Origin of the sequence: Bradyrhizobium sp. R2.2-H (genome assembly GCF_004346455.1) — a bacterium.
Taxonomy (GTDB): Bacteria; Pseudomonadota; Alphaproteobacteria; order Rhizobiales; family Xanthobacteraceae; genus Bradyrhizobium; species Bradyrhizobium diversitatis.
In genome coordinates this window covers 76,389-101,288 of sequence record NZ_SMBR01000020.1, presented here as the reverse complement: position 1 = coordinate 101,288, position 24,900 = coordinate 76,389, and the positions used below count along the sequence as shown (strand labels likewise).

General features: G+C 65.3%; 22 protein-coding genes. 8 read left to right on the top strand and 14 right to left on the bottom strand.

Going from position 1 to position 24,900, the window contains the following annotated elements; all coding sequences use genetic code 11:
* Window positions 1-97: 97 nt before the first annotated feature.
* Complete coding sequence (locus EDE08_RS35005) at window positions 98-601, top strand: septal ring lytic transglycosylase RlpA family protein (protein ID WP_131874112.1); 504 nt, start codon at window positions 98-100, stop codon at window positions 599-601.
* A 228-nt stretch (window positions 602-829) separates the two neighbouring features.
* Here EDE08_RS35005 and EDE08_RS35000 read toward each other — a convergent pair whose 3' ends face one another.
* Entirely contained in the window at window positions 830-3,037 is a 2,208-nt protein-coding gene (locus EDE08_RS35000; RefSeq protein WP_131874114.1) for a primosomal protein N', read from the bottom strand.
* 111 nt (window positions 3,038-3,148) lie between these two features.
* On the opposite strand from EDE08_RS35000, the gene EDE08_RS34995 reads away from it, so the two are divergent.
* On the top strand, window positions 3,149-4,114 hold the full coding sequence (locus EDE08_RS34995) for a tyrosine recombinase XerC (protein WP_131874116.1): 966 nt from the start codon (window positions 3,149-3,151) through the stop codon (window positions 4,112-4,114).
* A gap of 4 nt (window positions 4,115-4,118) precedes the next feature.
* On the opposite strand, the gene EDE08_RS34990 is transcribed toward EDE08_RS34995, so the two are convergent.
* Entirely contained in the window at window positions 4,119-4,628 is a 510-nt protein-coding gene (locus EDE08_RS34990; protein WP_245524980.1) for a hypothetical protein, read from the bottom strand.
* A 176-nt stretch (window positions 4,629-4,804) separates the two neighbouring features.
* On the opposite strand from EDE08_RS34990, the gene EDE08_RS34985 reads away from it, so the two are divergent.
* Window positions 4,805-5,398: a DUF4337 domain-containing protein gene (locus tag EDE08_RS34985; protein WP_131874120.1), complete on the top strand. Its 594-nt coding sequence runs from the start codon at window positions 4,805-4,807 to the stop codon at window positions 5,396-5,398.
* 103 nt (window positions 5,399-5,501) lie between these two features.
* Here the strand turns inward: EDE08_RS34985 and EDE08_RS34980 are convergent, their stop codons facing one another.
* The 10 genes from EDE08_RS34980 to zapE all read right to left on the bottom strand — a co-directional run bounded on the left by EDE08_RS34980 (window position 5,502) and on the right by zapE (window position 18,070).
* Window positions 5,502-6,032: a hypothetical protein gene (locus EDE08_RS34980; protein WP_131874122.1), complete on the bottom strand. Its 531-nt coding sequence runs from the start codon at window positions 6,030-6,032 to the stop codon at window positions 5,502-5,504.
* Window positions 6,033-6,066: 34 nt separating this feature from the next.
* Window positions 6,067-7,467, bottom strand: a complete 1,401-nt coding sequence (gene lpdA, locus EDE08_RS34975) for a dihydrolipoyl dehydrogenase (protein ID WP_131874124.1) — start codon at window positions 7,465-7,467, stop codon at window positions 6,067-6,069.
* Between the two features lie 58 nt (window positions 7,468-7,525).
* Window positions 7,526-8,275, bottom strand: a complete 750-nt coding sequence (locus EDE08_RS34970) for an SDR family oxidoreductase (protein ID WP_165936336.1) — start codon at window positions 8,273-8,275, stop codon at window positions 7,526-7,528.
* A gap of 66 nt (window positions 8,276-8,341) precedes the next feature.
* Window positions 8,342-9,586 (bottom strand): 2-oxoglutarate dehydrogenase complex dihydrolipoyllysine-residue succinyltransferase, encoded by a 1,245-nt coding sequence (gene odhB / locus EDE08_RS34965; protein WP_131874128.1) that lies wholly within the window; start codon window positions 9,584-9,586, stop codon window positions 8,342-8,344.
* Window positions 9,587-9,744: 158 nt separating this feature from the next.
* Window positions 9,745-12,714: a 2-oxoglutarate dehydrogenase E1 component gene (locus EDE08_RS34960; RefSeq protein ID WP_131874130.1), complete on the bottom strand. Its 2,970-nt coding sequence runs from the start codon at window positions 12,712-12,714 to the stop codon at window positions 9,745-9,747.
* A 137-nt stretch (window positions 12,715-12,851) separates the two neighbouring features.
* Window positions 12,852-13,736 carry a succinate--CoA ligase subunit alpha gene (gene sucD, locus EDE08_RS34955; RefSeq protein ID WP_028177730.1) on the bottom strand — a complete coding sequence of 295 codons (885 nt, stop codon included), beginning with the start codon at window positions 13,734-13,736 and terminating at the stop codon, window positions 12,852-12,854.
* A gap of 33 nt (window positions 13,737-13,769) precedes the next feature.
* Window positions 13,770-14,249, bottom strand: coding sequence for a DUF1579 family protein (locus tag EDE08_RS34950; protein WP_131874132.1), 480 nt, complete (start codon window positions 14,247-14,249; stop codon window positions 13,770-13,772).
* Window positions 14,250-14,253: 4 nt separating this feature from the next.
* Window positions 14,254-15,450, bottom strand: a complete 1,197-nt coding sequence (gene sucC, locus EDE08_RS34945) for an ADP-forming succinate--CoA ligase subunit beta (protein WP_131874134.1) — start codon at window positions 15,448-15,450, stop codon at window positions 14,254-14,256.
* 218 nt (window positions 15,451-15,668) lie between these two features.
* Window positions 15,669-16,637, bottom strand: a complete 969-nt coding sequence (mdh, locus tag EDE08_RS34940; RefSeq protein ID WP_028177733.1) for a malate dehydrogenase — start codon at window positions 16,635-16,637, stop codon at window positions 15,669-15,671.
* Between the two features lie 245 nt (window positions 16,638-16,882).
* On the bottom strand, window positions 16,883-18,070 hold the full coding sequence (gene zapE, locus EDE08_RS34935) for a cell division protein ZapE (RefSeq protein WP_061880192.1): 1,188 nt from the start codon (window positions 18,068-18,070) through the stop codon (window positions 16,883-16,885).
* Window positions 18,071-18,244: 174 nt separating this feature from the next.
* On the opposite strand from zapE, the gene EDE08_RS34930 reads away from it, so the two are divergent.
* A complete protein-coding gene (locus EDE08_RS34930; RefSeq protein ID WP_131874136.1) occupies window positions 18,245-18,499 on the top strand; it encodes a type II toxin-antitoxin system VapB family antitoxin in 255 nt (84 codons plus the stop codon).
* The gene (locus EDE08_RS34925) at window positions 18,499-18,903 is read left to right on the top strand and encodes a type II toxin-antitoxin system VapC family toxin (protein ID WP_131874138.1); all 405 of its coding nucleotides are present in this window, start codon (window positions 18,499-18,501) and stop codon (window positions 18,901-18,903) included. The genes EDE08_RS34930 and EDE08_RS34925 overlap by 1 nt, the downstream gene beginning before the upstream one ends.
* Window positions 18,904-18,919: 16 nt before the next feature.
* Here the strand turns inward: EDE08_RS34925 and thpR are convergent, their stop codons facing one another.
* Window positions 18,920-19,456, bottom strand: coding sequence for an RNA 2',3'-cyclic phosphodiesterase (gene thpR / locus EDE08_RS34920; RefSeq protein ID WP_131874140.1), 537 nt, complete (start codon window positions 19,454-19,456; stop codon window positions 18,920-18,922).
* A gap of 174 nt (window positions 19,457-19,630) precedes the next feature.
* The gene (locus EDE08_RS34915; RefSeq protein ID WP_165936337.1) at window positions 19,631-20,266 is read right to left on the bottom strand and encodes an arylesterase; all 636 of its coding nucleotides are present in this window, start codon (window positions 20,264-20,266) and stop codon (window positions 19,631-19,633) included.
* Between the two features lie 55 nt (window positions 20,267-20,321).
* Between EDE08_RS34915 and EDE08_RS34910 the strand changes: the two genes are divergently transcribed.
* From EDE08_RS34910 to EDE08_RS34900, 3 genes are all read left to right on the top strand, one after another.
* Window positions 20,322-21,044, top strand: coding sequence for an ABC transporter ATP-binding protein (locus EDE08_RS34910; RefSeq protein ID WP_131874144.1), 723 nt, complete (start codon window positions 20,322-20,324; stop codon window positions 21,042-21,044).
* Entirely contained in the window at window positions 21,041-23,611 is a 2,571-nt protein-coding gene (locus EDE08_RS34905; RefSeq protein ID WP_131874146.1) for an ABC transporter permease, read from the top strand. The genes EDE08_RS34910 and EDE08_RS34905 overlap by 4 nt, the downstream gene beginning before the upstream one ends.
* Before the next feature lie 269 nt (window positions 23,612-23,880).
* Entirely contained in the window at window positions 23,881-24,672 is a 792-nt protein-coding gene (locus EDE08_RS34900) for a Bax inhibitor-1/YccA family protein (RefSeq protein WP_061880287.1), read from the top strand.
* Window positions 24,673-24,900 lie beyond the last annotated feature (228 nt).

Below are 24,900 nucleotides of genomic sequence, written 5' to 3'. Positions count from 1 at the left end.
TTCACGCCTCATTGGGAATCGAAACGCCAAACCGCTCACAAACTGATGGGGGCTCCACTAGCCACACATGTGGCAATACTAGCTTAGGGACCAATAAATGCTGTCTTTGAAGACGCTGGGCTCCGTGACCCGGCCGCGTACGGCGATCGCTTTCGTCGCCGCAACCCTTCTCATCGGTGGAACCGCCACCGAAGCGTCCGCCAAATCCCGGCATCACCGGCACCATCATCATCACCGCCACCACGCCCAGACCGACACCAACGCGACCTCCGATTGGCGCAACGCCAATGCGTCGATGACGCCGACCTCCGGGACGGGCCGCAGCTTCTCCGGCATGGCTTCCTTTTACGGCAACGAATCCGGCAGCCGGACGGCGTCGGGCCAGCGCTTCAACCAGAACGCCATGACTGCGGCGCACCGTTCGCTGCCGTTCGGCACCAAGCTGCGCGTCACCCATGGCAGCCAGAGCGTCATCGTCACCATCAACGATCGTGGCCCGTTCATTCGCGGGCGTGTGCTCGACCTCTCCACGGGTGCCGCCCGCGCCATTGGCCTCACCAGCCGCGGCGTCGGCCGCGTCACCGCGGAAGTCGTTTCCTAAAGGGGCGCTTCAGCGCCTCTCCTCACACGCGCAGTTTTCATCAGTTTGCTGCGCGCGTGAGACAAGCCCGTGGTCTTGGGGGACCGCGGGCTTTTTTTGTCGTCATTCCGGGGCGCGCGCAGCGCGAGCCCGGAATCCATCGCGCGGCAGAGTTGGTGGAAGAATGGATTCCGGGCTCGCGCTGCGCGCGCCCCGGAATGACGACCAAGCGTTTGGTGACAGTGGCGCCTACAAGAAGCTCTGCGGATCGACGTCCACTTCGAGCTTCTGATTGCCCGTCGGCTTCGGGCACACCGCGAGCCAGCTGCGCAGGTAATCCGACAGATCGAAGCCCCGCGCCGATTTCACCAGGATGCGGAAGCGGTAGCGGCCCTTGATGACGGCGAGCGGCGCTTCCGCCGGCCCCAGCACCACGACACGCTCGTCGCGCGGCGCCAGCGCGACGAGCTTGCGGCCAAAACCCTCCGCGCTCGGGCGGTCGCCTGCCGAGATGATCAGGCTCGCGAGCCGGCCGAACGGCGGATAGAGCGTCTTCTCGCGCAGGTCGATCTCGCTGTCGTAGAAGGCCTCGCGGTCGCAGGCGATCAGCGCCTTCATCACGGGATGATCGGGCTGATGGGTCTGGAGGTAGCCGACGCCGCGGCCCTGCTCGCGGCCGGCGCGGCCGATCACCTGATTGAGCAATTGCCAGGTGCGCTCCGCCGCCCGCGGATCGCCGTTGCTGAGGCCAAGATCCGCATCGACCACGCCGACCAGATTGAGCCGCGGGAAATTGTGGCCTTTTGCGACGAGCTGCGTGCCGATGATGATGTCGACGCGGCCCTCCGCGATCTCGGCGAGCTCGCTTCGCATCGTCTCGATCGAAGTGATGAGATCGCTCGACAGCACCATGGTGCGCGCTTCCGGGAACAGCGCCGCCGCCTCCTCCTGCAGGCGCTCGACACCGGGCCCGACCGCGACCAGCGATTCCTCGGCCGAGCAGTTCGGGCAGATGTGCGGGCGCGGCATCGAGAAGCCGCAATGGTGGCAGACCAGCCGCTGGCGAAAACGGTGATCGACCAGCCAGGCATCGCAGATGGTGCAGGCGAAGCGATGGCCGCAGGCACGGCACAAGGTCAGCGGTGCATAGCCACGCCGGTTGAGGAACAGCAGCGCCTGCTCGCGCCGCTCGATGGCCGTCCTGATCTCGCCGGCAAGCCGCGGCGAGATGAAGCGGCCGCGCGCGGGCGGCTCGCGGCGCAGATCGATCGCCTCGATATGCGGCATGTGCTGGCCGCCGAAGCGCGAGGGCAGCGCGATGCGCTGGTAGCGGCTCTTGCGCGCATTGACCTCGGACTCCACCGACGGCGTCGCGGAGGCCAGCACGACCGGGATTTTTGCGATATGCCCGCGCACCACCGCCATGTCGCGGGCGTGATAGTGCACGCCGTCGTCCTGCTTGTAGGCCTGGTCGTGCTCCTCATCGACGACGATCAGGCCGAGATCGGCATAGGGCAGAAACAGCGCCGAGCGAGCGCCGACCACGACCGGCGCGGTGCCGCTGGAGATCGCGGCCCAATTGCGCGCGCGGGTGCGCGGCGTCAATTCAGAATGCCATTCGATCGGCCGCACGCCGAAACGCTGCGCGAAGCGGTCGAGGAACTGACCGGTCAGCGCGATCTCCGGCATCAGGATCAGCGACTGCTTTCCGCGACGGATCACCTCGGCCACGGCTTCGAAATAGACCTCGGTCTTGCCCGAGCCGGTGACGCCGTCGAGCAGCGCGACATGGAAGGTGCCGTTGGCCGCGAGCGCGCGCATCGCATCCACGCCGGCACGTTGCAGCGGCGAGAAATCCGGCCGGCCGAAATCCGGATCGGGCGCGGGCGGCGGCGGGGCCGGCGGCATCGGCTCGACCGTGAGCGTGCCTTCGTCGACGAGGCCGTCGATCACGCCTGAGGAGACGCCCGCTTCCTTGGCCGCCTCGGACTTGCCGTGCAGCAGCCGATCGGACAGCACCGCGATCAGGCGCTGCCGTGCCGGCGTCAGGCGCTTCGGGGGATCGCCGACCAGACGAACGCCGGCGCGCACCCGCTCCGGGCCGAGATTCTCGCCCATGCGCAGGCACATGCGCAGCACCATGCCGCGCGGACTCAGCGTGTAATTGGCGACCCAGTCGACCACCGAGCGCAGCTCGGGCTTCAGCGGTGGGATATCGAGCTTCTCGCTGACCTCCTTGAGGCGATTGTGCAGGCGCGGATCGGGATTGGCATTCTCGCCCCACACCACGGCGAGCACCTCGCGCGGGCCCAGCGGCACACTGATGAGATCGCCCGCCTTCAGCTCCATGCCGCGCGGCACCTTGTAGGAATAGGTCTGGTCGAGCGCGACCGGCACCAGCACGTCGACCATGCCGGTCGCGTGGGCGGAGGCGGTGCTGCGCGGTGTGTGATCCATGGGTGGAGAATCGGAACTCGGGGACTTCAGGCTAGCGCCGCGGGCCGGCCTTAGCGAACGATAAACGAGTGTGATGCGATATACTGCGTGGAATCACCACGTCCAGAGCGCATGAGCAAAGCGGCCGCCCCAAGACTCGAGCTCGCCAGCGCCGATCCCTCGATCGCGCAGGAGATGGCACGCTGGCTGTCGCATCTCGGCGCCGAGCGGCGGCTGTCGCCGAAGACGCTGGAGGCCTATGGCCGCGACTTGCGGCAGTGCCTGGATTTCCTCAGCAATCATTGGGGCGAGCGCGTCACGCTGGCGCGCTTCGCGGCGCTGGAGGCCACCGACATCCGCGCCTTCATGGCGATGCGCAGGGCCGACGACATTGCCGGCCGCAGCCTGATGCGCGCGCTGGCGGGCCTGCGCTCGTTCGGTCGCTTCCTCGAACGCGAGGGCAAGGGCAAGGTCGGTGCATTGTCCGTAATCCGTGCGCCAAAAGTTGCGAAGAGTCTGCCGAAACCGCTGCCGATGGCCTCCGCAAAACGCCTGGCCGACGCCGACGAGCGCGCCGGCGAGGACCGCGAGACCTGGATCCTGGCGCGCGACGCTGCGGTGATGGCGCTGCTGTATGGCTCGGGCCTGCGCATCTCCGAAGCGCTCGGCCTGAAGCGCCGCGAGGTGCCGCGTCCCGGCGAAGGCGACGTGCTGGTCGTGACAGGCAAAGGCAACAAGACCCGCATGGTGCCGGTGCTGCAAAACGTACTGGAGCTGGTGCAGGAGTACGTTTCGATGTGCCCGTATCCGCTACCCGCGGAGGGGGCGATCTTCGTCGGCGCGCGCGGCGGGCCCCTGAGCCCGCGCATCATCCAGCTCGCGATGGAGCGGCTGCGCGGCGCGCTCGGCCTGCCCGACAGCGCCACGCCGCACGCGCTCCGGCACTCCTTCGCCACACACCTGCTCTCGCGCGGCGGCGACCTGCGCGCGATCCAGGAATTGCTCGGCCATTCCTCGCTCTCGACCACGCAGATCTATACCGGCATCGATTCCGAGCGGCTTCTCGAAGTCTATGCGAGCGCGCATCCGCGGCGATGACGCTTCAGTTGGCGAGATACTCGATATCGTAGACGTAGTTCGAGCCGCGTCCGACCTCGACACGAACTATCGGCCTGAATTTCTCCAGCCGTTCGTAAAGCGGCGCGGTCACCTTGACCGTTCGTCCACCGATGTCGACGAGATAGTCAGTTCTGCGGCTGCCTGACGTCCTTGGCTTTTCGACGCGGCCTTCGATCACGAGCCGGGGCGAGAGGAAGTCGAGATAAAGCATCCGCCCGGTCATCCAGATCAATCCTCCACCGAGGGCCATGGTCAAGATCATCACGCCAAGCGCTTTCATCTTGTCCTGCCATGAGCCTTGAAGGTCCAAGATGAAAAGCCGATGGCCCAAGATAGCCAAGCCCAGAACGACTCCGCCGATATGGACGTCGTTCACCGCGATCACCGAGCTCTTGCCATAAAATATCAGCAGGACAGCGTAGATGACGGCAATGGCGACTACGAGCTGTGCAATGAACCCCGCTGCACCGGTGTTGCGGACCTTCCAGAGCACGAGCACAGCAACGACGACGAAAGGCCAGAAGCAAGCTGCGATGAATTCCGCTGTTGTCATATAACAGAGCTAGAACAGTCTGAGCGCAAAACCCTTAATTGCAAACGCCACGGGTGCTGGCACTTGCGCCTGTCGCGCGGTTCGGTCAATCGTTGGTAAACAGTCAGGAGAGATTGATGGGCGCCCACGAAAGCATGGAGCACGCCGAGCACGCTGAGCACGCGTCCGGCTCGAACAAGAAGATCGCGCTTCTGATCGCTGTGCTGGCGCTGTTCCTGGCGATCTCCGAGACGCTCGGCAAGGGCGCCCAGACCGAATCGATCAGCAAGAACGTCGAGGCCGCCAATCTCTGGGCATTCTTCCAGGCCAAGAGCATCCGCCGCACCGTGGTGATCACTGCGGCCGAGCAGGGCAAGCTGACGCTGGGTTCGCTGGCCGACGACGCCGCCATGAAGCCGGCGGTGCAGAAGCAGATCGACGACTGGACCAAGACCGCACAGCGCTACCGCTCCGAGCCGGAGACCGGCGAAGGCACCGAGCAGCTCGCCGAGAAGGCCAAGCACGCCGAGCATGCGCGCGACGAGGCGACCGCGAAATACCACCATTTCGAGCTGGCGTCAGCGGCGTTCCAGATCGGCATCGTGCTGGCGTCGGCCACCATCATCACCGGCATGCTAGCGCTGGCTTACGTCAGCGGCGTGCTGACGATCGCCGGCCTGTTCATGACCGCGCTCGGCCTGTGGTGGCCGCATCTGTTGCATTTGCATTGAGGTTGTAGCCCGGATGAGCGCAGCGATATCCGGGAAGCCACGGCGGAAGACCCCGGATGTCGCTGCGCTCATCCGGGCTACCTGAGCGTCATGATGGCGCAGCTCACCGCGCCTGGTGCACGCTCCTGCGGAAGCGCTGGATCATGCGCAGCGTGCGGTAGGACCATCCCTCTCCGCCGCCGGCGATCAGCTCGCGAATGCGGCGCTTGATCGGATCGACCAGTTCGGCGGCCTTGGCGCGCACCTTCAGCACCAGATCGTAGATCCGCTCGAACCAGTGCATCTCCAGCAGCTTGTGGCGCGTGACGTCGAACACGAAGGCGGTGACGCCGACGCCGACGAGCTTTCCGAACACGATCGTGAAGAACGCGCCGGTCCAATATTCATGCGCGAGCAGCCAGAGGCCGACCAGCTTGAGTGGAAACAGCGGGACGACGGGGACCGCGAACACGATCAGCGTCATGGCCGGCGACAGCGCATCGACGCGCTCCGTCAGCCAATGCTTGAACCGCGCCAGCGGGATGGCCGCGACGACCTTGGCAACGATCGGCTCGAGATGGTCCCACAGCCAGGCTTCGATCAGGAAGATGATCGCGAGCAGGACCCAGACCGGTTGAAGAAGGCGGCGCAGCATATGTCTCCCGCCCGATTCGGTGCTGGGCACATCGTTACATATGGATGGCCCGCTTGCCGACCGCAAGCGCGGCTTCCTTGACGGCCTCCGAGCGGGTCGGATGGGCGTGGCAGGTGCGCGCGAGATCCTCCGCACTGCCGCCGAATTCCATGAGAACGCAGGCTTCATGGATCATTTCGCCGGCTTCGCGGCCGATGATGTGCACGCCGAGCACGCGATCGGTCTTCGTATCTGCGAGAATCTTCACAAAGCCGTCAGTGGTCTGGTTGACCTTGGAGCGGCCATTGGCGGTGAACGGAAACTTTCCGACGGCGTAACCGATGCCCGCCTGCTTCAGTTCCTCCTCGGTCTTGCCGACGGAGGACACTTCCGGCGTGGTATACACGACGCCCGGGATGACATCGTAGTTCACGTGGCCGGCTTGTCCGGCAATGATCTCGGCGACGGCAACGCCTTCATCCTCGGCCTTGTGCGCGAGCATCGGGCCCGCGACGACGTCGCCGATGGCGTAGACGCCCTTCAGGCTGGTGGCAAAATGCGGATCGATCTGCACGCGGCCGCGCGCGTCGAGCGCGACGCCGGCTTCCTTCAGGCCGAGACCGTCGGTGTAGGGCACGCGGCCGATGCAGACCAGCACGACGTCGGCTTCCAGCGTCTCGGCCGCGCCGCCGGCGGCGGGCTCGATCGTCGCCTTCAGCGTCTTGCCCGAGGTGTCGACCGCGGTGACCTTGGCCCCCAATTTGAACGCAAAGCCCTGCTTCTCGAGGATGCGCTGGAATTGCTTGGCGATCTCGCCGTCCATGCCGGGCAGGATGCGATCGAGGAATTCGACCACGACGACGTCCGCACCGAGACGATGCCAGACCGAGCCGAGCTCGAGGCCGATCACGCCGGCGCCGACGATCAGGAGCTTGCCGGGGACCTTGTCGAGCGACAGCGCGCCGGTGGACGACACGATGCGCTTCTCGTCGATCTCGACGCCCTTGAGGCGCGCGATGTCGGAGCCGGTGGCGATCACGATGTTCTTGGTCTCGATGACCTGCGACTTGCCGTCGGCGGAGACCTCGACCTTGCCGGTGCCGAGGATCTTGCCGGTGCCCTTGAGCACGTCGATCTTGTTCTTCTTCATCAGGAACTCGACGCCCTTGACGTTGCCGTCGATGCCCTGCTGCTTGAAGTTCATCATCGCCGGCAGATCGAGCTTCGGCGACGAGACCGACACGCCCATCTTCGCGAAGGAATGGCCGGCTTCCTCGAACATCTCGGAAGCGTGCAGCAGCGCCTTCGACGGCATGCAGCCGACATTGAGGCAGGTGCCGCCGAGCGTGGCGTTCTTTTCGACCACGGCGACTTTCATGCCGAGCTGGGCCGCGCGCACCGCGCAGACGTAACCGCCCGGTCCGGTGCCGATGACGACGAGATCGTAGGTAGCCATGAGAGAAAGTCCCGTGAGGTTTGGCGTGATGAGGATGTGTCAGCGTCCGCGCGGTGCGTCAGCGACCGCCGGACACATCGAGAATGGCTGAAGTGACGTAGGAGGCCTCGTCCGACATCAGCCAGACGATGGCATTGGCGATTTCCTCGGCGGTGCCGACGCGCTTCATCGGCACCATGTGGGCCAGGCGATGGGCGCGATCGGGCTCGCCGCCGGCAGCGTGGATCTCGGTGTCGATCAGGCCGGGACGGATGGCGGCAACGCGGATGCCTTCGCCCGCGACCTCGTAGCCGAGGCCGACGGTGAAGGAATCCACCGCGCCCTTGGACGCGGCGTAATCGACATAGGTGTTGGGTGCGCCGAGCCTGGCAGCAACGGACGAGAGGTTGACGATGACGCCGCCCTCGCCGCCGTGCCTGGTCGACATCCGCTTGATGGCTTCGCGCGCGCAGAGGATGGAGCCGGTGACGTTGACCGCCATCACGCGCTGGATGCGCTCGGCCGACATTTCGTCGACGCGCACGCCGCTCTTGCCGACGATGCCGCCATTGTTGACGAGCGCGCCAAGCGTGCCCAGCTTGTCGGCTTCCTTGAACAGGGCGAGGATGTCGCTTTCCTCGGCGACATCGCATTTCACCGCGATGGCCTTGCCGCCCTTGGCCTCGATCTGCGCGACCACCTCGTCGGCGGCCTTCTTGTTGCTGGCATAGCCGACCACGACGCGATAGCCGCGCGCGGCCGCCGCGATCGCGGTCGCCCGCCCGATGCCGCGGCTGCCGCCGGTGATGACAACGACCTTATCCGTCATGCGCACCTCCATGGTTCGACACGCGCCGCCGCGTTGATCGCGACGGCGCTCGCAAAGCGACAGGGATCAGAGATCGAGCACCAACCGCGCCGGATCTTCCAGGCTCTCCTTGACGCGGACCAGGAAGGTGACGGCTTCCTTGCCGTCGATGACGCGGTGATCGTAGGACAGGGCCAGATACATCATCGGGCGAACCTCGATCTTGCCGCCGACGACCATCGGCCGCTCCTGGATCTTGTGCATGCCGAGGATGCCGGACTGCGGTGCGTTCAGGATCGGGGTCGACATCAGCGAGCCATAGATGCCGCCATTGGTGATGGTGAAGGTGCCGCCCTGCATCTCGTCGATCTTGAGCTGGCCGTCACGGGCGCGGCGGCCGAAATCGGCGATGCTCTTCTCGATGTCGGAGATCGACTTGTGGTCGCAGTCGCGCACCACGGGCACGACGAGACCCTTGTCGGTGCCGACGGCGACGCCGATGTGGTAGTAGTTCTTGTAGATCAGGTCGGTGCCGTCGATCTCGGCGTTGACCGCCGGGATGTCCTTCAGCGCCTGCACGACGGCCTTGGTGAAGAAGCCCATGAAACCGAGCTTGGCGCCGTGCTTCTTCTCGAACGCGTCCTTGTAGTGCGCGCGCAGCGCCATGACGTTGGTCATGTCGACCTCGTTGAAGGTCGTCAGCATGGCCGCGGTGTTCTGCACGTCCTTGAGGCGGCGCGCGATGGTCTGGCGCAGGCGGGTCATCTTGACGCGCTCTTCGCGGGCGGCGTCATCGGCCGGCGAAGGCGCGCGGACCTGAACCGCGGCAGCCGGCTGGTTGACCGGGGTCGGCGCGGACGCAGCGCGCTCGATCGCAGCCAGCATGTCGCCCTTGGTGACGCGGCCGTCCTTGCCGGAGCCCGGAACGGTCGAGGCGTCGATGCCGGTCTCGGCCGACAGTTTTCGCACGGAAGGCGCGAGTGGGGCGTCGGCCGGCGGCGTCTTCGGCGCAGCGGCAGCGGCAGCAGGAGCCGCAGCGGCGGCAGCCGGAGCAGCGGCAGCCTTGGCCGGCGCGGCGGCCGGCTTGGCTGCACCGGCACCTTCCGTGATCTGGCCGAGCAACGCGCCGACCGCAACGGTCGCACCGTCGGCCGCGATGATCTCGCTCAAGGTGCCGGCGGAAGGCGCGGGGACTTCGATGGTGACCTTGTCGGTCTCGAGCTCCACCAGGGGCTCGTCGACGGCGACGGGATCGCCGGCCTTCTTGAACCAGCGGCCGATAGTGGCCTCGGTGACGGATTCGCCGAGCGTCGGCACACGAATTTCAGTCATGGTCTCTTCCTTAAGGGATCGCCAATGCGGTCATGAATTCAATACGTCATTGCCCGCGAAGGCGGGCAATCCAGTACGCCGTGACCTTCGTGATAAAAACGAACGCCGCGGAGTACTGGATGCCCCGCCTTCGCGGGGCATGACAAAGTCCTAGTTTCTCAGCTCAGTGCTTCGTCCAGGAACGCCTTCAGCTGCGCCTGATGCTTGGACATCAGACCCGTGGCGGTCGCGGCGGAAGCGGCGCGGCCGACATAACGCGGACGCCGGCTCACGCCGTTCACCTGGTTCAGCACCCATTCCAGATAGGGCTCGATGAAGTGCCATGCACCCATGTTGCGGGGCTCTTCCTGGCACCACACCATCTCGGCCTTCTTGAATCGCGAGAGCTCGGCGACCAGCGCCTTCAGCGGCACAGGATAGAGCTGCTCGACGCGCATCAGGTAGATGTCGTCGATGCCGCGCTTCTCGCGCTCCTCGTAGAGGTCGTAATAGACCTTGCCGGAGCAGAGCACGATGCGGCGGATCTTCTCGTCCGGAGCGAGCTTGATCGCCTCGCTGGGCAGCATCTGGGCGTCATCGTACAGGATGCGGTGGAAGGTCGTTCCCTTCGCCAGCTCTTCGAGACGCGACACCGCCCGCTTGTGACGAAGCAGCGACTTCGGCGTCATCATGATCAGCGGCTTGCGGATCTCGCGATGGAGCTGGCGGCGCAACGCATGGAAGTAGTTCGCCGGCGTGGTCGGATAGACCACCTGCATGTTGTCTTCCGCGCACATCTGCAGGAAGCGCTCGAGGCGCGCCGAGGAGTGCTCCGGCCCCTGGCCCTCATAGCCGTGCGGCAGCAGGCAGACGAGACCGGACATGCGCAGCCATTTGCGCTCGCCCGAGGAGATGAACTGGTCGAACACGACCTGCGCACCGTTGGCGAAGTCGCCGAACTGGGCTTCCCACAGCGTCAGCGTGTTCGGCTCGGCGAGCGAATAGCCGTATTCGAAGCCGAGCACGGCTTCTTCCGACAGCAGCGAGTTGATGACCTCGTAGTGGCCCTGCTGGCTGCCGAGATGGTTGAACGGCGTGTAGCGGCTCTCGTCTTCCTGGTCGATCAGGACCGAGTGGCGCTGCGAGAAGGTACCGCGCTCGGAGTCCTGTCCGGACAGGCGGACGTGGTGGTTTTCGTTGAGCAGCGAGCAGAACGCCAGCGCCTCGCCGGTCGCCCAGTCGATGCCGACGCCGTTGTCGATCGCCTTGGCGCGATTATCGAGGAAGCGCTGAATGGTGCGGTGGACGCGGAAGCCGTCCGGCACCTTGGTGATCTTGCGGCCGATGTCTTTCAGGATTGGCAGGTCGACGCCGGTGACGCCGCGGCGCGCATCCTCTTCCTGGTCGGCGATCTTGAAGCCCGCCCATTTGCCGTCGAGCCAGTCGGCCTTGTTCGGCTTGTAGGAGGTGCCGGCCTCGAACTCGGCATCGAGCCGGGCGCGCCAGTCGGCCTTCAGCTTGTCGACCTCGCCCTCGGTAACCACGCCTTCGGCGATCAGGCGCTTGGAGTACAGCGTGAGGGTCGACGGATGGGCCGCGATCCGCTTGTACATCACCGGCTGGGTGAACGCCGGCTCGTCGCCCTCATTGTGGCCGTAGCGGCGGTAGCACCACATGTCGATGACGACGGGCTTGTGGAACTTCTGCCGGAATTCGGTCGCGACCTTGGCCGCGAACACGACGGCCTCCGGATCGTCGCCGTTGACGTGGAAGATCGGCGCGTCGATCATCTTCGCCACATCGGATGGATAGGGCGAGGAGCGCGAGTAGCGCGGATAGGTCGTGAAGCCGATCTGGTTGTTGACGATGAAGTGCACGGAGCCGCCGGTGCGGTAGCCCTTCAGGTCCGACAGGCCGAAGCACTCGGCGACCACGCCCTGGCCGGCGAACGCGGCGTCGCCATGCATCAGGAGCGGCATGACGGAGATACGCATGTCCGGCGGATCGCCGTGCTGGTCCTGCTTCGCACGCACCTTGCCGAGCACGACGGGATCGACGATCTCGAGATGCGAGGGGTTGGCGGTCAACGACAGATGGATCCGGTTGCCGTCGAATTCGCGGTCCGAGGAGGCGCCGAGGTGATATTTGACGTCGCCGGAGCCTTCAACCGCGTCGGGATTGGCCGAGCCGCCCTTGAATTCGTGGAACAGCGCGCGGTGTGCCTTGCCCATCACCTGGGTCAGCACGTTGAGGCGGCCGCGATGCGGCATGCCCAGCACGATCTCCTTCACGCCGAGATTGCCGCCACGCTTGATGATCTGCTCCAGCGCGGGGATCAGCGATTCGCCGCCATCAAGGCCGAAGCGCTTGGTGCCGGTGAACTTGGTATCGCAAAACTTCTCGAAGCCTTCGGCTTCGATCAGCTTCATCAGGATGGCTCTGCGGCCTTCGCGGGTGAACGAGATCTCCTTGTCGGGTCCCTCGATGCGCTCCTGGATCCAGGCCTTCTGCGCGGCATTGCTGATATGCATGAACTCGACGCCGAGCGTCTGACAGTAGGTGCGCTCGCAGATCGCGGTGATCTCGCGCAAGCTGCCGTATTCGAGCCCGAGCACGTGATCGAGGAAGATCTTGCGGTCGAAATCGGCTTCGCTGAAGCCGTAGGTGCGCGGGTCGAGCTCTTCACGGTTGCGCTGGGCCTCGATGCCGAGCGGATCGAGCTTGGCGTGGAAGTGGCCGCGCATGCGGTAGGAGCGGATCAGCATCAGGGCGCGAACGGAGTCGCGCGTCGCCTGGAGCAGGTCGGCGGAGGAAATGTCGCCTCCCTTATCGCCGCCCTTGGCCTGCGCCCTGGCGGCGATCTTGGCACCGACCGCCTTCTCGACCTCGGCCCAGTTGCCGTCGAGGGCGGAGGTCAGATCATCCTTCGGCGTCAGCGGCCAGTTGTCCCGCTCCCAAGACGGCCCTTCCGCGTTCTTGCTGATGTCGGCGGGCGCGTCGTTCAGGCTCTTGAAGAACTCCTGCCACTCGGCATCGACCGAGGACGGGTCCTTCTCGTAGCGGGCGTAGATTTCGTCGATATAGGTGGCGTTGGTGCCCTGCAAAAAGGAAGACAAGGCAAAGGCTGCGTTCGCGTCCTGGCGAGACATACTGGAGTTCCTGGCGATTTCGGTTCGCGCATAACAAACGGCGCTGGCGCCGAGCTCCCCGGCAGAGGCTCGGCGCGACAGGCACCCTTTACCCTATTTGCTGCGAAACTTCGCCCGGAAAAGCACGAAGGAGTGAATTAGCCTTTCAACTTTTCGGCAAGCGTATGGCCGAGGCGCGCGGGCGACGGGGACACTGTAATCCCAGCCGATTTCATTGCTTCGGTCTTGGAACCGGCATCGCCCTTGCCGCCCGAGATGATCGCGCCGGCATGGCCCATGCGGCGGCCGGGAGGGGCGGTGACACCGGCGATGAAACCGACCATCGGCTTCTTGCGACCGCGCTTGGCCTCGTCCTTGAGGAACTGGGCGGCGTCCTCCTCGGCGGAACCGCCGATCTCGCCGATCATGATGATCGATTCGGTCTTGGGATCGGCGAGCAGCATCTCCAGCACGTCGATGAACTCGGTGCCCTTGACCGGGTCGCCACCGATGCCGACCGCGGTGGTCTGGCCGAGGCCTTCCTGGGAGGTCTGGAACACGGCCTCATAGGTCAGCGTGCCCGAGCGGGAGACGATGCCCACCGAGCCGGTCTTGAAGATGTTGGCCGGCATGATGCCGATCTTGCACTCGCCGGCGGTCATGACGCCGGGGCAGTTCGGCCCGATCAGGCGCGACTTGGAGCCGGCCAGCGAACGCTTCACCCGCACCATGTCGAGAACAGGAATGCCCTCGGTGATGCAGACGATCAGCGGGATCTCGGCGTCGATGGCTTCGCAGATCGCGTCCGCCGCGCCCGGCGGCGGCACGTAGATCACCGACGCATCGGCACCGGTCTTCTCACGCGCCTCGCGCACGGTGTCGAACACCGGCAGGCCCAGATGCGTCGAGCCGCCTTTGCCGGGCGAAGTGCCGCCGACCATCTTGGTGCCGTAGGCGATCGCAGCCTCGGAATGAAAGGTGCCGTTCTTGCCGGTGAAGCCCTGGCAGATGACCTTGGTGTTCTTGTCGATCAGGATGGACATGAGGTCTGCTTTCGCGAACTAACGAGTGAGAGGTCAGTGGATGCGGCGGTAGACGCCGGTGAGGACGTCGGCCCAGCCTTCCGCGTCCGGCGAGAACTGGATCTTCAACGAATAGGAATCGTCGTCGATGATCTCGTAGACGTGGCGCGCATTGCCGCGGAGCGAGCCGCGCACCAGCGTGAGGGTGTTGCCGGCCCACCCGCCCGAGGCGGGCGAGGGCGGCGTGTAGCCGAGCGAGTCGTACCAGAACAATTTGTAGGTCCGGTCGTCACGATCGTAGGTGAAGATGCCGTGAGTGGCGAAGACCTGTTTGCCGTCGCGCATCTGAACCGAGTCCTGGATCAAGTAGAACCCGTTGAGGTCCATGCGGGCGACGACGCGAGAGGTCGCCGGCCCGCCCTCGGTCCAGCGCGACGGGAAGACCATCTCTTCGCCATTCCATTCGCCGGCGAACGCGGCGAGACGCGCGTGCTCGGGAAGCGGAGATGATGCGGCGAGATGGTCCTGGGCCATGGCCTTAGCCTCCCTTGACGGCCTTCACGATCTTCTGCGCGGAATCGTCGAGATTGTCGCCCGCAACGACGTTCAGCCCGGATTCATCGATGATCTTCTTGCCGAGCTCGACATTGGTGCCTTCGAGGCGAACCACCAGCGGCACGTTGAGGCCGACCTCGCGAACCGCCGCCGTGACGCCCTCGGCAATCACGTCGCACTTCATGATGCCGCCGAAGATGTTGACCAGGATGCCCTTCACGTTGGGATCCGCGGTGATGATCTTGAAGGCGGCCGCGACCTTCTCCTTGCTGGCGCTGCCGCCGACGTCGAGGAAGTTGGCCGGCGACATGCCGTAGAGCTTGATGATGTCCATCGTCGCCATGGCAAGTCCGGCGCCGTTGACCATGCAGCCGATGTTGCCGTCGAGCGTGACGTAGTTGAGGTCGTACTTGGACGCCTCGATTTCCTTGGCGTCTTCCTCGGTCTCGTCGCGCAGCGCGAGCACCTCGGGGTGACGGAACAGCGCGTTGTCGTCGAACGACACCTTGGCGTCGAGCACGCGGAGCTGGCCCTGCCTGGTCACCACCAGCGGGTTGATCTCCAGCATCGACATGTCCTTGGCGACGAAGGCGGCGTAGAGCTGCGCGGTGAGCTTCTCGGCCTGCTTGGCGAGATCGCCGGAGAGCTTCAGCGCGTTGGCGACGGTGCGGCCGTGATGGCCCATGATGCCGGTGGCGGGATCGACCGAGAAGGTGACGATCTTCTCGGGCGTGTTGTGCGCGACGTCCTCGATGTTGACACCGCCCTCGGTCGACACGACGAAGGAGACGCGCGAGGTCTCGCGGTCGACCAGGATCGAGAGGTAGAACTCCTTGTCGATGTCGGAGCCGTCTTCGACGTAGAGGCGGTTGACCTGCTTGCCGGCCGGGCCGGTCTGCACGGTCACCAGCGTCGCGCCCAGCATCTGCTTGGCGAATTCGGCGACCTCGGCGGCCGACTTGGCGATGCGGACACCGCCCTTGTCGCCGGCAGAGGCTTCCTTGAACTTGCCCTTGCCGCGGCCGCCGGCATGGATCTGGCTCTTCACCACCCAGACCGGGCCAGGCAGCGCCTTGGCCGCAGCTTCAGCGTCGGCGACTTTGAGGACCGGGACGCCCTTGGAGATCGGCACGCCGAACTCGCCCAGCAGCGCTTTGGCCTGATATTCATGGATATTCATATGGTCGCTCCCTGAACCCGCGGGCGGTGACCTCATGGGCCCACCTCAGTCTTGTGGCTGGCATACCATATACCACAGGAACTGCAACCTGGATTCTTTGACTTCGAGATCTGGACTGCGCCGGAACCCGCCAGCCTTCGACAAGTCAGTCAGCCGGGCTCCGGAAGTGAAACCGCCGAAGACCGGGTTTCGATCTTCGGCGGGGTATTGCTTGCGGCTTAGCGGCCGAGAAGATCGGGGGCGATCTTCTTGCAGGCATCGACCAGGCCCTGCACGGCGCCGACCGACTTGTCGAAGGCCTCGCGGTCCTTGCCGGCGAGCTCGATCTCGACCACGCGCTCGACGCCCTTGGACCCGATCACGACGGGGACGCCGACATACATGTCCTTCACGCTGTACTCGCCGTTGAGATAGGCGGCGCAGGGCAGCACGCGCTTCTTGTCCTTGAGATAGCTCTCGGCCATCGCGATCGCGGACGCGGCCGGGGCATAGAAGGCCGAGCCGGTCTTGAGCAGGTTGACGATCTCGGCGCCGCCGTTACGGGTGCGGTCGACGATCTCGTCGAGGCGCGCCTGCGAGGTCCAGCCCATCTTGACGAGGTCGGGCAGCGGGATACCGGCGACGGTGGAGTACTTCACCAGCGGCACCATGGTGTCGCCATGGCCGCCGAGCACGAAGGCGGTGACGTCCTCGACCGAGACGTTGAACTCGTCCGCCAGGAAGTAGCGGAAGCGGGCCGAATCCAGCACGCCGGCCATGCCGACGACCTTCTTGTGCGGCAGGCCCGAGGCCTTCTGCAGCGCCCAGACCATGGCGTCGAGCGGGTTGGTGATGCAGATGACGAAGGCGTCGGGCGCGTACTTCTTGATGCCGGCGCCGACCTGCTCCATGACCTTGAGGTTGATGGAGAGGAGGTCGTCGCGGCTCATGCCGGGCTTGCGCGGCACGCCGGCGGTCACGATGCAGACCTTGGCGTTGTCGAGTGCCTCGTAGGAATTCGCGCCGCTGTAGTGTGCGTCGAAGCCGTCGACCGGCGAAGATTGCGCGATGTCGAGCGCCTTGCCCTGCGGCACGCCCTCGGCGATGTCGAACATCACCACGTCGCCCAGCTCTTTCAGGCCGATGAGATGAGCCAGCGTTCCGCCGATCTGACCGGAGCCAATCAAAGCAATCTTGTCGCGCGCCATGTGAACCTGTCCTTTAGACACGTAAGGAGGGGAAAACTGAGACGGGTGGTTATCCCTTTCGCCTCCCCCGTTCAAGTCGCCGAATGCCCAATTGTCGGGCTTGGCGCGGCCACGGGCACGCAGCCCTGTCATTCCGGGGCGAGCGGAGCACGAACCCGGAATCCATCGGACGGCAGAGTTCGTGGCGCAATGGATTCCGGGCCTGCGCCTGTCGGCGCATCCCGGAATGACGGCGTGGATAGGACTTAAGTCTCGACCAGGCCCTTGGTCGACCCGCTGGCGGTGGAATCCTTGCGGCCGTGAGCCAGCGCCAGATAGGATTCCGAGCTCATCTCGATCAGACGCGAGGCGGTCCGCTTGAACTCCATGGCCTCGACGCCCTCATGGGCGAGGTACAGCGAGATCGGGTTGGCGTCGGCCGAGGCCATCAGCTTCACCGCATTGTCATAGAGCGTGTCGATCAGCGTGATGAAACGCTTGGCGGCGTTGCGCTGGGAGACGTCCATCACTGGAATATGATCGACCAGGATGGTGTGGTAGTCGTGCGCTAGCCTGAGGTAATCCGATGCGCCGAGCGGCTTCTCGCAGAGATCGGCGAAGGTGAACCGCGCCACGCCGTGGGCCGAGCACGGCACGTGCAAGGTACGGCCCTTGATGGTGATGTCGCGCGACTTGCATTTGGCGTTGCCGGTCATCTTGGCCCAGGCGCGGTCGAGCGCGGCGTCCGCATCGCCGTCGGCCGGCGTCAGCCACATCGGCACGCCCTGGAGCTTTTCGAGCCGGAAGTCGGTGCGCGCATCGAGTCGCGCGACGTCCATGTGGTCGGTGATCTGCTTGATGAAGGGCAGGAACAACGACCGATTCAGGCCGCCTTTGTAGAGATCGTCGGGCGCGACGTTGGAGGTCGCGACCACCACGGTGCCGAGCTCGAACAATTTCGCGAACAGGCGCCCCAGGATCATCGCGTCCGCGATGTCGGTGACGTGGAATTCGTCGAAGCAGAGCAGCCAGCTCTCCTCGAAGATCGCGTTCGCGGTCAGCGCGATGACGTCGGCGTCGGCGATCTCGCCGCGCGCGATGCTCTGGCGGTAGTCGTAGATGCGCTCATGCACGTCGGCCATGAATTCGTGGAAATGCGCGCGGCGCTTGTGCTCGACATCGGAGTGCTGGAAGAACAGATCCATCAGCATGGTCTTGCCGCGGCCGACCTCGCCATGGATGTAGAGCCCGCGCGGCACATCGTCCCTGTCACCACCGCCGAACAGGCGGCTGAGCAGGCCCTGCTTGCGCTTGGGGCTGTAATTCGCAAGCCGCAGGTCCAGCGCCGCATAGGCCTCGGCGACCTCGGCCTGCGCAGCGTCCGGCTCGATCGCGCCGGAGGCGATCTGGGCCTGATAGGCTTCGCTGAAGGGGGAACTGGGGGTCGAGAGCATGGCCCTTTACCGCCAGAGACCGGCGGAAATTGCAACCGCGTATTGTCGCAACGGCTTATGCGCGCCCTTCTCCGGCAGAAACTCCCATATGGCGGGGCGCGGGTCCGTCGTCCAAATGGAACTTGCAGCGCTCCGAGGTAGAATATACCTATTCAGGAACCAAGGAGCCGCGATATGGCGCTGAGCATCAAGGACCCCGAAACTGAGCAGTTGGCGCGGCGTCTGGCGCAATTGACTGGCGAGAACATCACGACCGCGACGAGGCGCGCCATCGAGGAGCGATTGCGCCGGCTCAATGCTCAAACGAGCAAGGACGCGCTGCTCGAAGATCTGGCCGAAATCAGGCGGCGCTGGAGCGAAATGCGCGTCGTGGACGACCGCACGCCGGAGGAAATTCTCGGATATGACGAGCATGGATTGCCACGCTGATGGTGATCGATACGTCGGCGATCGTGGCAATCGCTCTGAACGAAGCCGATGCAGGCGATATTGAACGCTTGATTGTAGACGATCCGATCCGTTTGATCTCTGCAGCGACTGTGGTTGAAGCGACGATGGTGATCGAGACGCGGCTTGGGGAAGCAGGCGGGCGTGAATTCGATCTCTGGCTCGTCAAGATGGGCGCGGAGATCGTTGCCGTCGATGCCGCGCAAGCCGATGCAGCGCGGCGGGCCTGGCGGCGCTACGGAAAGGAACGACACGCCGCGTCGCTCAACTACGGTGATTGCTTCTCTTATGCGCTGGCTATGACCCGCGGCGAACCCTTGCTGTTCAAAGGTGAGGACTTCGCAAAGACCGGCATCAGGCGAGCAGGCGCGGCGCTGCCGCGGTAATGCCGCCGAGTTGGGCCTACTCACACAGCTCGTAGGCGTCCTCGACCACATACGGTCCGCCGCCCGTCGATGCGCGCGACGAGAACAGCACGAAGCGCTCGGCCATGAATGCCTTGCTCGGGAAGTAGCCGCGCAGCGACAGATAGTCGGCGACGTCGCGGTCGGAGGCGTCGTGCAGGCGCGCCAGCGTCACATGCGGGATGAACTTGCGCCCTTCCGGATCAAGGCCGATCCGCTGCATCATGCGTTCGAGCTCGGCCTGCAATTCCATCAGGGGCTTGCTCGGCGCGATGGTGGCGACCACCGCGCGCGGCTTGCGGCCGCCGAAGCTCGTGAGCCCCTGCACCTTCACCTCGAACGGCTTGCGGTCGACGCGAAACAGCAAGGAGGCGATCTCGTTGGCGGAGACGCCGTCGATATCGCCGATGAAGCGCAAGGTGACGTGATAATTTTCGGGATCGATCCAGCGGGCGCCGGGGAGGCCGCCCCTCAAGTTGGAAAGCGACTGGCCGATCTCGGCCGGAATTTCCAGACCCGTGAACAAACGCGGCATCGTTTCGCACTCCCGATGCTTGGGTACAGCCCTTAAGGCAAGGACCATATCCAAATTAGAGCCGGCGACGAATCACCGGTACCCTGATTCCTATCGCAGTTGTGTGACTCTGCGAAGCATCGCTCGCCTCACTCCGGTAAAACCCTGGGAATTAGGGTTAGCGCTGCCTGCTTTTCAACGCCGCTGCTCAGCGATCGTGCCAAGAAATGCCTCCACGGTGGGCATGATGTTGCCGACGATGATGTCGACGCCTTCAGCCGTCGGATGAATGCCGTCGGCCTGGTTGAGCCTGGCGTCGGCGGCAACGCCTTCGAGGAAGAACGGATAGAGCGGCACGTCGAATTTTTTCGCCAGATCCGGATAAATCGAATTGAAGCGCGCGGCATAGTCGGCGCCGTAATTCGGCGGCGCCAGCATGCCGCAGAGCATCACCGCGATGTTGCGCGCCTTGAGCCGCTGGATGATGTCGGTTAGCGCGGCGCGCGTCAGGTCGGGATCGATGCCGCGCAACGCATCGTTGGCGCCGAGCTCGACGATGACGCCATCGGTTCCATCGGGCACCGACCAGTCGAGCCGGTCGCGGCCGCCGGAGGAGGTGTCGCCGGACACCCCGGCATTGATCATGTCGACCTCTATGCCTTTGGCCTGCAAAGCTTTTTTCAGCTTCTGGGGGAACGCCTCCTGGGCCGGGAGGCCGAGACCGGCGCTGAGGGAATCGCCGAGAACGACGAGTCTGATCGGCTTTGCGGCTTCCGCCCAGGCGGGGGGCGCGATCGTCATCAAAGCGAGCATCAACACGGCTATGTGCATGAACAATCCGTAACGCCCCTCGACCGCGCTATCGAAGTTGCCATATGACCGGACCATGGACACTCGCATCGACCCCTCTTCGCTCGCCGCTACCGCCGCGGACACCATCGCCATCTCCAACGTCAATCTCTCATTGGGCACGGGCGCGGCACGCGTTCACATCCTCAAGGATATCAGCCTGCGGGTCGCCTCGGGCCAGACGATCGGCCTGATCGGCCCGTCAGGCTCGGGCAAATCCACGCTGCTGATGGTGATGGCGGGGCTGGAGCGTCCTGATAGCGGAGAGGTGGTGGTCTCAGGCACGCCTTTCAATGCCCTCGACGAGGACGCGCTGGCCCGCTTCCGCGGCCGCCAGGTCGGCATCGTCTTCCAGTCCTTCCACCTGATTCCGACCATGACGGCGCTGGAGAACGTCGCCGTGCCGCTCGAGCTGGCCGGCAATCCCGATGCCGCGCGGCGCGCGGCACAGGAGCTGCAATCCGTCGGGCTCGGCGACCGCCTGCATCACTATCCGACGCAGCTCTCCGGCGGCGAGCAGCAGCGCGTTGCGCTCGCGCGCGCGCTGGCGCCCGATCCCGCGATCCTCGTCGCCGACGAGCCGACCGGCAATCTCGACGAGACAACCGGAAAGCAGATCGTCGATCTGCTGTTCAGCAAGCACGCCGAGCGCGGCATGACCCTGGTGCTGGTCACGCACGATTCCTCGCTCGCGCATCGCTGCGATCGCGTCATCCGCCTGCGCTCGGGGCGCATCGACACGCAGTCTGCGCCGGCATGAGCGCGGCGGTCGAACCATTCGCGAGGCCGGGCGGCGTCGCGCTGTCGCTGCGCTATGCCTTACGCGAATTGCGCGGGGGCCTGCGCGGCTTCTATGTCTTCATCGCCTGCATCGCGCTCGGCGTGATGGCGATCGCCGGCGTCGGCTCGGTGTCCGCGAGCCTCTCCGACGGCCTCGCGCGCGAAGGCCGCACGCTGCTCGGCGGCGACGTCTCCTTCGTATTGTTCCAGCGCGAGGCCAAGCCCGAAGAGGTCGCCTTCCTGCGCTCGCGCGGCACGCTGTCGACGGCGGCGACCTTGCGCGGCATGGCGCGCACGACCGACGGCAAGCTGGCGCTGGTCGAGATGAAGGCGGTCGACGACACCTATCCGTTGCTGGGACAGCTGACGCTGACGCCGCCCCTGCCGATGTCCGACCTGTTCGCGGAGCGTGACGGCGCGTTCGGCGCCGCCGCCGATCCGACGCTGCTGGCGCGGCTCTCGCTGAGGACCGGCGACCGCGTCACCATCGGCTCGGCGACCTTCCAGATCCGCTCGACGGTCGAGGCCGAGCCCGACAAGCTCGCCGGCGGCATCGGCTTCGGGCCGCGCTTCCTGATCAGCGAGGCGGCCTTGCGCGCCACCGGCCTGATCCAGCCCGGCAGCCTGGTGCGCTGGGTCTACCGGGTCAAGCTGCCCGATGCCGCGAACAGCGAGCGCGCCACCGAAGCCTTCATCGCGGACGCCCGCAACGCCGCGCCGCAGGCCGGCTGGGAGATCCGCAGCCGCTCCAATGCCTCGCCGCAGCTCGAGCGCAACATCAGCCGCTTCACGCAGTTCCTGACCCTGGTCGGCCTCGCCGCCCTTCTCGTCGGCGGCGTCGGCGTCGCCAATGCCGTGAAGAGCCATATCGACCGCCGGCTCGAGGTGATCGCGGCCCTCAAGGCCGTCGGCGCCACCGGGCGCGACGTCTTCGGCATCTATCTTGCGCAGGTCATGCTGCTCGCTTGCATCGGCTCGGTGATCGGCCTCGTGCTCGGCGCCGCCATGCCGTTTGCGATCGTCGGCCTGTTCGGCAAGCTGCTCCCGCTGCCCGTGGTGCCGGCCGTGCATGCCGACGAGCTCGCGCTGTCCTTCGTCTACGGCCTCTTGACCGCGCTGGCCTTCGGCCTGTGGCCGCTTGGCCGCGTGCACGACGTGCCGGTCGCCGCGCTGTTCCGCGACACCATCAGCTCGGAATGGCACCGGCCGCGCCTGGGCTATCTCCTGTTCATGGGGCTCGTGATCGCCCTGCTCATCGCGGTCGTGATCGGCCTCTCCTTCGACAAGCGCATCGCCGCGGTATTCGTCGCCTCTTCGGTCGTCGTGTTCGCCCTGCTGCGCGGCATCGCCGCCCTGCTGATGACGATCGCGCGGCGGCTGCCGCGGACGCGGCTGCCGATGCTGCGGCTTGCGATCGCCAACATCCACCGGCCCGGCGCGCTGACGCCCTCGGTCGTGCTGTCGCTGGGGCTCGGCCTCGCCGTGCTCGTCACCATCACCCAGATCGACGGCAATCTGCGCCGGCAGTTCCTCGCAGCTCTGCCCGATCAGGCGCCATCCTTTTTCTTCATCGACATTCCGAGCGCTCAGGCCGAGCAGTTCGACCTGTATCTGCGCCAGATCGCGCCCGGCGCGAAGGTCGAGGATGTGCCGATGCTGCGCGGGCGCATCGTCGCCGCGCGCGGCGTCCGCGCCGAAGAACTCAAGCCGACCACCGATTCCGAATGGGTGCTGCAGAGCGACCGCGGCCTGACCTACACCGGCGACCTGCCGAAAGGTTCCAAGGTGGTCGAGGGTGAATGGTGGAGCGCCGATTATTCCGGGCCGCCGCTGGTCTCGATGGAGAAGAAGATCGCCGACGGACTCGGCCTCAAGCTCGGCGACGAGATCGTGGTCAACGTGCTCGGCCGCGACATCCCGGCGAGAATCGGCAATCTGCGCACCATCGACTGGCAAGGGCTCGGCATCAACTTCGTCCTCGTCTTCTCGCCGAACGCCTTCAAGGGCGCCCCACATACCCATATCGCAACGCTGACCGAGGCCGGCGGCAATGCCGCGGGCGACGGCAAGATCATCAAGCAGGTGGCCGACGCCTATCCGATGGTGACGAGCGTGCGCGTGCGCGAGGTGATGGAGACGGTCGGCTCGGTGGTGACCAACCTGGCGCTGGCGATCCGCGGCGCCAGTGCCGTCACCCTGATCTCAGCGATCCTGGTGCTGGGCGGGGCGCTCGCAGCCGGCCACCGCCACCGGGTCTACGATGCGGTGATCCTGAAGACCCTGGGCGCGACGCGGCTGCGGCTGCTCGGCGCCTATGCCCTCGAATACCTGTTGATCGGGCTCGCCACCGCGGTGTTCGGCGTGATCGCCGGCAGCATCGCGGCCTGGATGATCGTGACGCGGCTGATGACGCTGAGCTTCGTCTGGCAGGCCGGCAGCGCGGCCAGCGTGGTCGCGGCCGCCCTCGTGGTCACCGTCGGGCTCGGACTCGCCGGCACGCTGCTGGCACTGAACAAAAAGCCCGCGACGGTGTTGCGGAATTTGTGACAAAATGTAGCGGGTCGCCGCACGGGAGCGGAATCGCACGATTCCTGCGATTAACCACGACTGCTCGTCTGGATTGTGGGTGAGGGCGACATTCGGCCGCGCGTGGACGGTTGCAGCGAATGTGTTAGTTTCCCACATATCGAATGGGTTCGGAGTCCCGATTGTTAGCCAGAATTTAGTCGGCTGGCATCGGTATCCGAGATAGAATTTGACGAACCGGCGGCATGGCGACCCTCATGCCGGACCGGCCAACCAGCGGGATTTCGACCATGTCGGACCTAGACCGTAACTACGCTTCTCCTTTCGGCAGGGCCGCCGGGCGTGTTGACGCCGCGACGGTCGATGCCGGCCTGCGCGCCTACATGCTGCGCATCTACAACTACATGACGATTGGCCTGGCCATCACTGGCCTTGCCGCCCTCGGCGTCTACATGGCCGCCGTGACCGACGTTGCGACCCCGGAGGCGGTCCGCGTCGGCAAGCTGTTCCTGACGCCGTTCGGCTACGCCATGTTCGTCAGCCCCCTGAAGTGGCTGTTCATGCTGGCGCCGCTCGCGATGGTGTTCGTGATCTCGGCGGGCATCAACCGTCTCGCCCCCTCGACCGCCCAGATCCTGTTCTGGGTGTTCTCGGCGCTGATGGGCATCTCGCTGTCGTCGATCTTCCTGGTGTTCACGCACACCTCGATCGTGCGGGTGTTCTTCATCACCGCGGCGACCTTCGGTGCGCTGAGCCTCTACGGCTACACCACCAAGCGTGACCTCACCGGGATGGGCTCGTTCCTGTTCATGGGCCTGATCGGCGTCGTCCTCGCCAGCCTGGTGAACCTGTTCCTGGCCAGCTCGATGCTGCAGTTCATCGTGTCGGTGGTCGGCGTGCTGGTGTTCTCGGGCCTCACCGCCTGGGATACGCAGCGGCTGAAGAACGACTACATCTACGGCTACGCCTCGGCCGGCGGTGACATCGCAGAGCGTGCGGCCATCACCGGCGCGCTGTCGCTGTACCTGAACTTCATCAACCTGTTCACGCTGCTGCTGCAGCTGCTCGGCCAGCGCGAGTAAGCTCTGAGACGAGAGACGGACACGAGCCCCGGCCGAGAGGCCGGGGTTTTTGTTTGGGCCGCGGTAGCAGCCACGCATCGGGTGTCATCGCCCGCGAAGGCGGGCGATCCAGTATTCCAGAGGCCGTCGTGATGACCGAGAGGCCGCGGCGTACTGGATTCCCCGCCTTCGCGGGGAATGACGGCGGAGGAGGTTACGCTAGCAATGACGAGTGTGCATGCGCCGAGT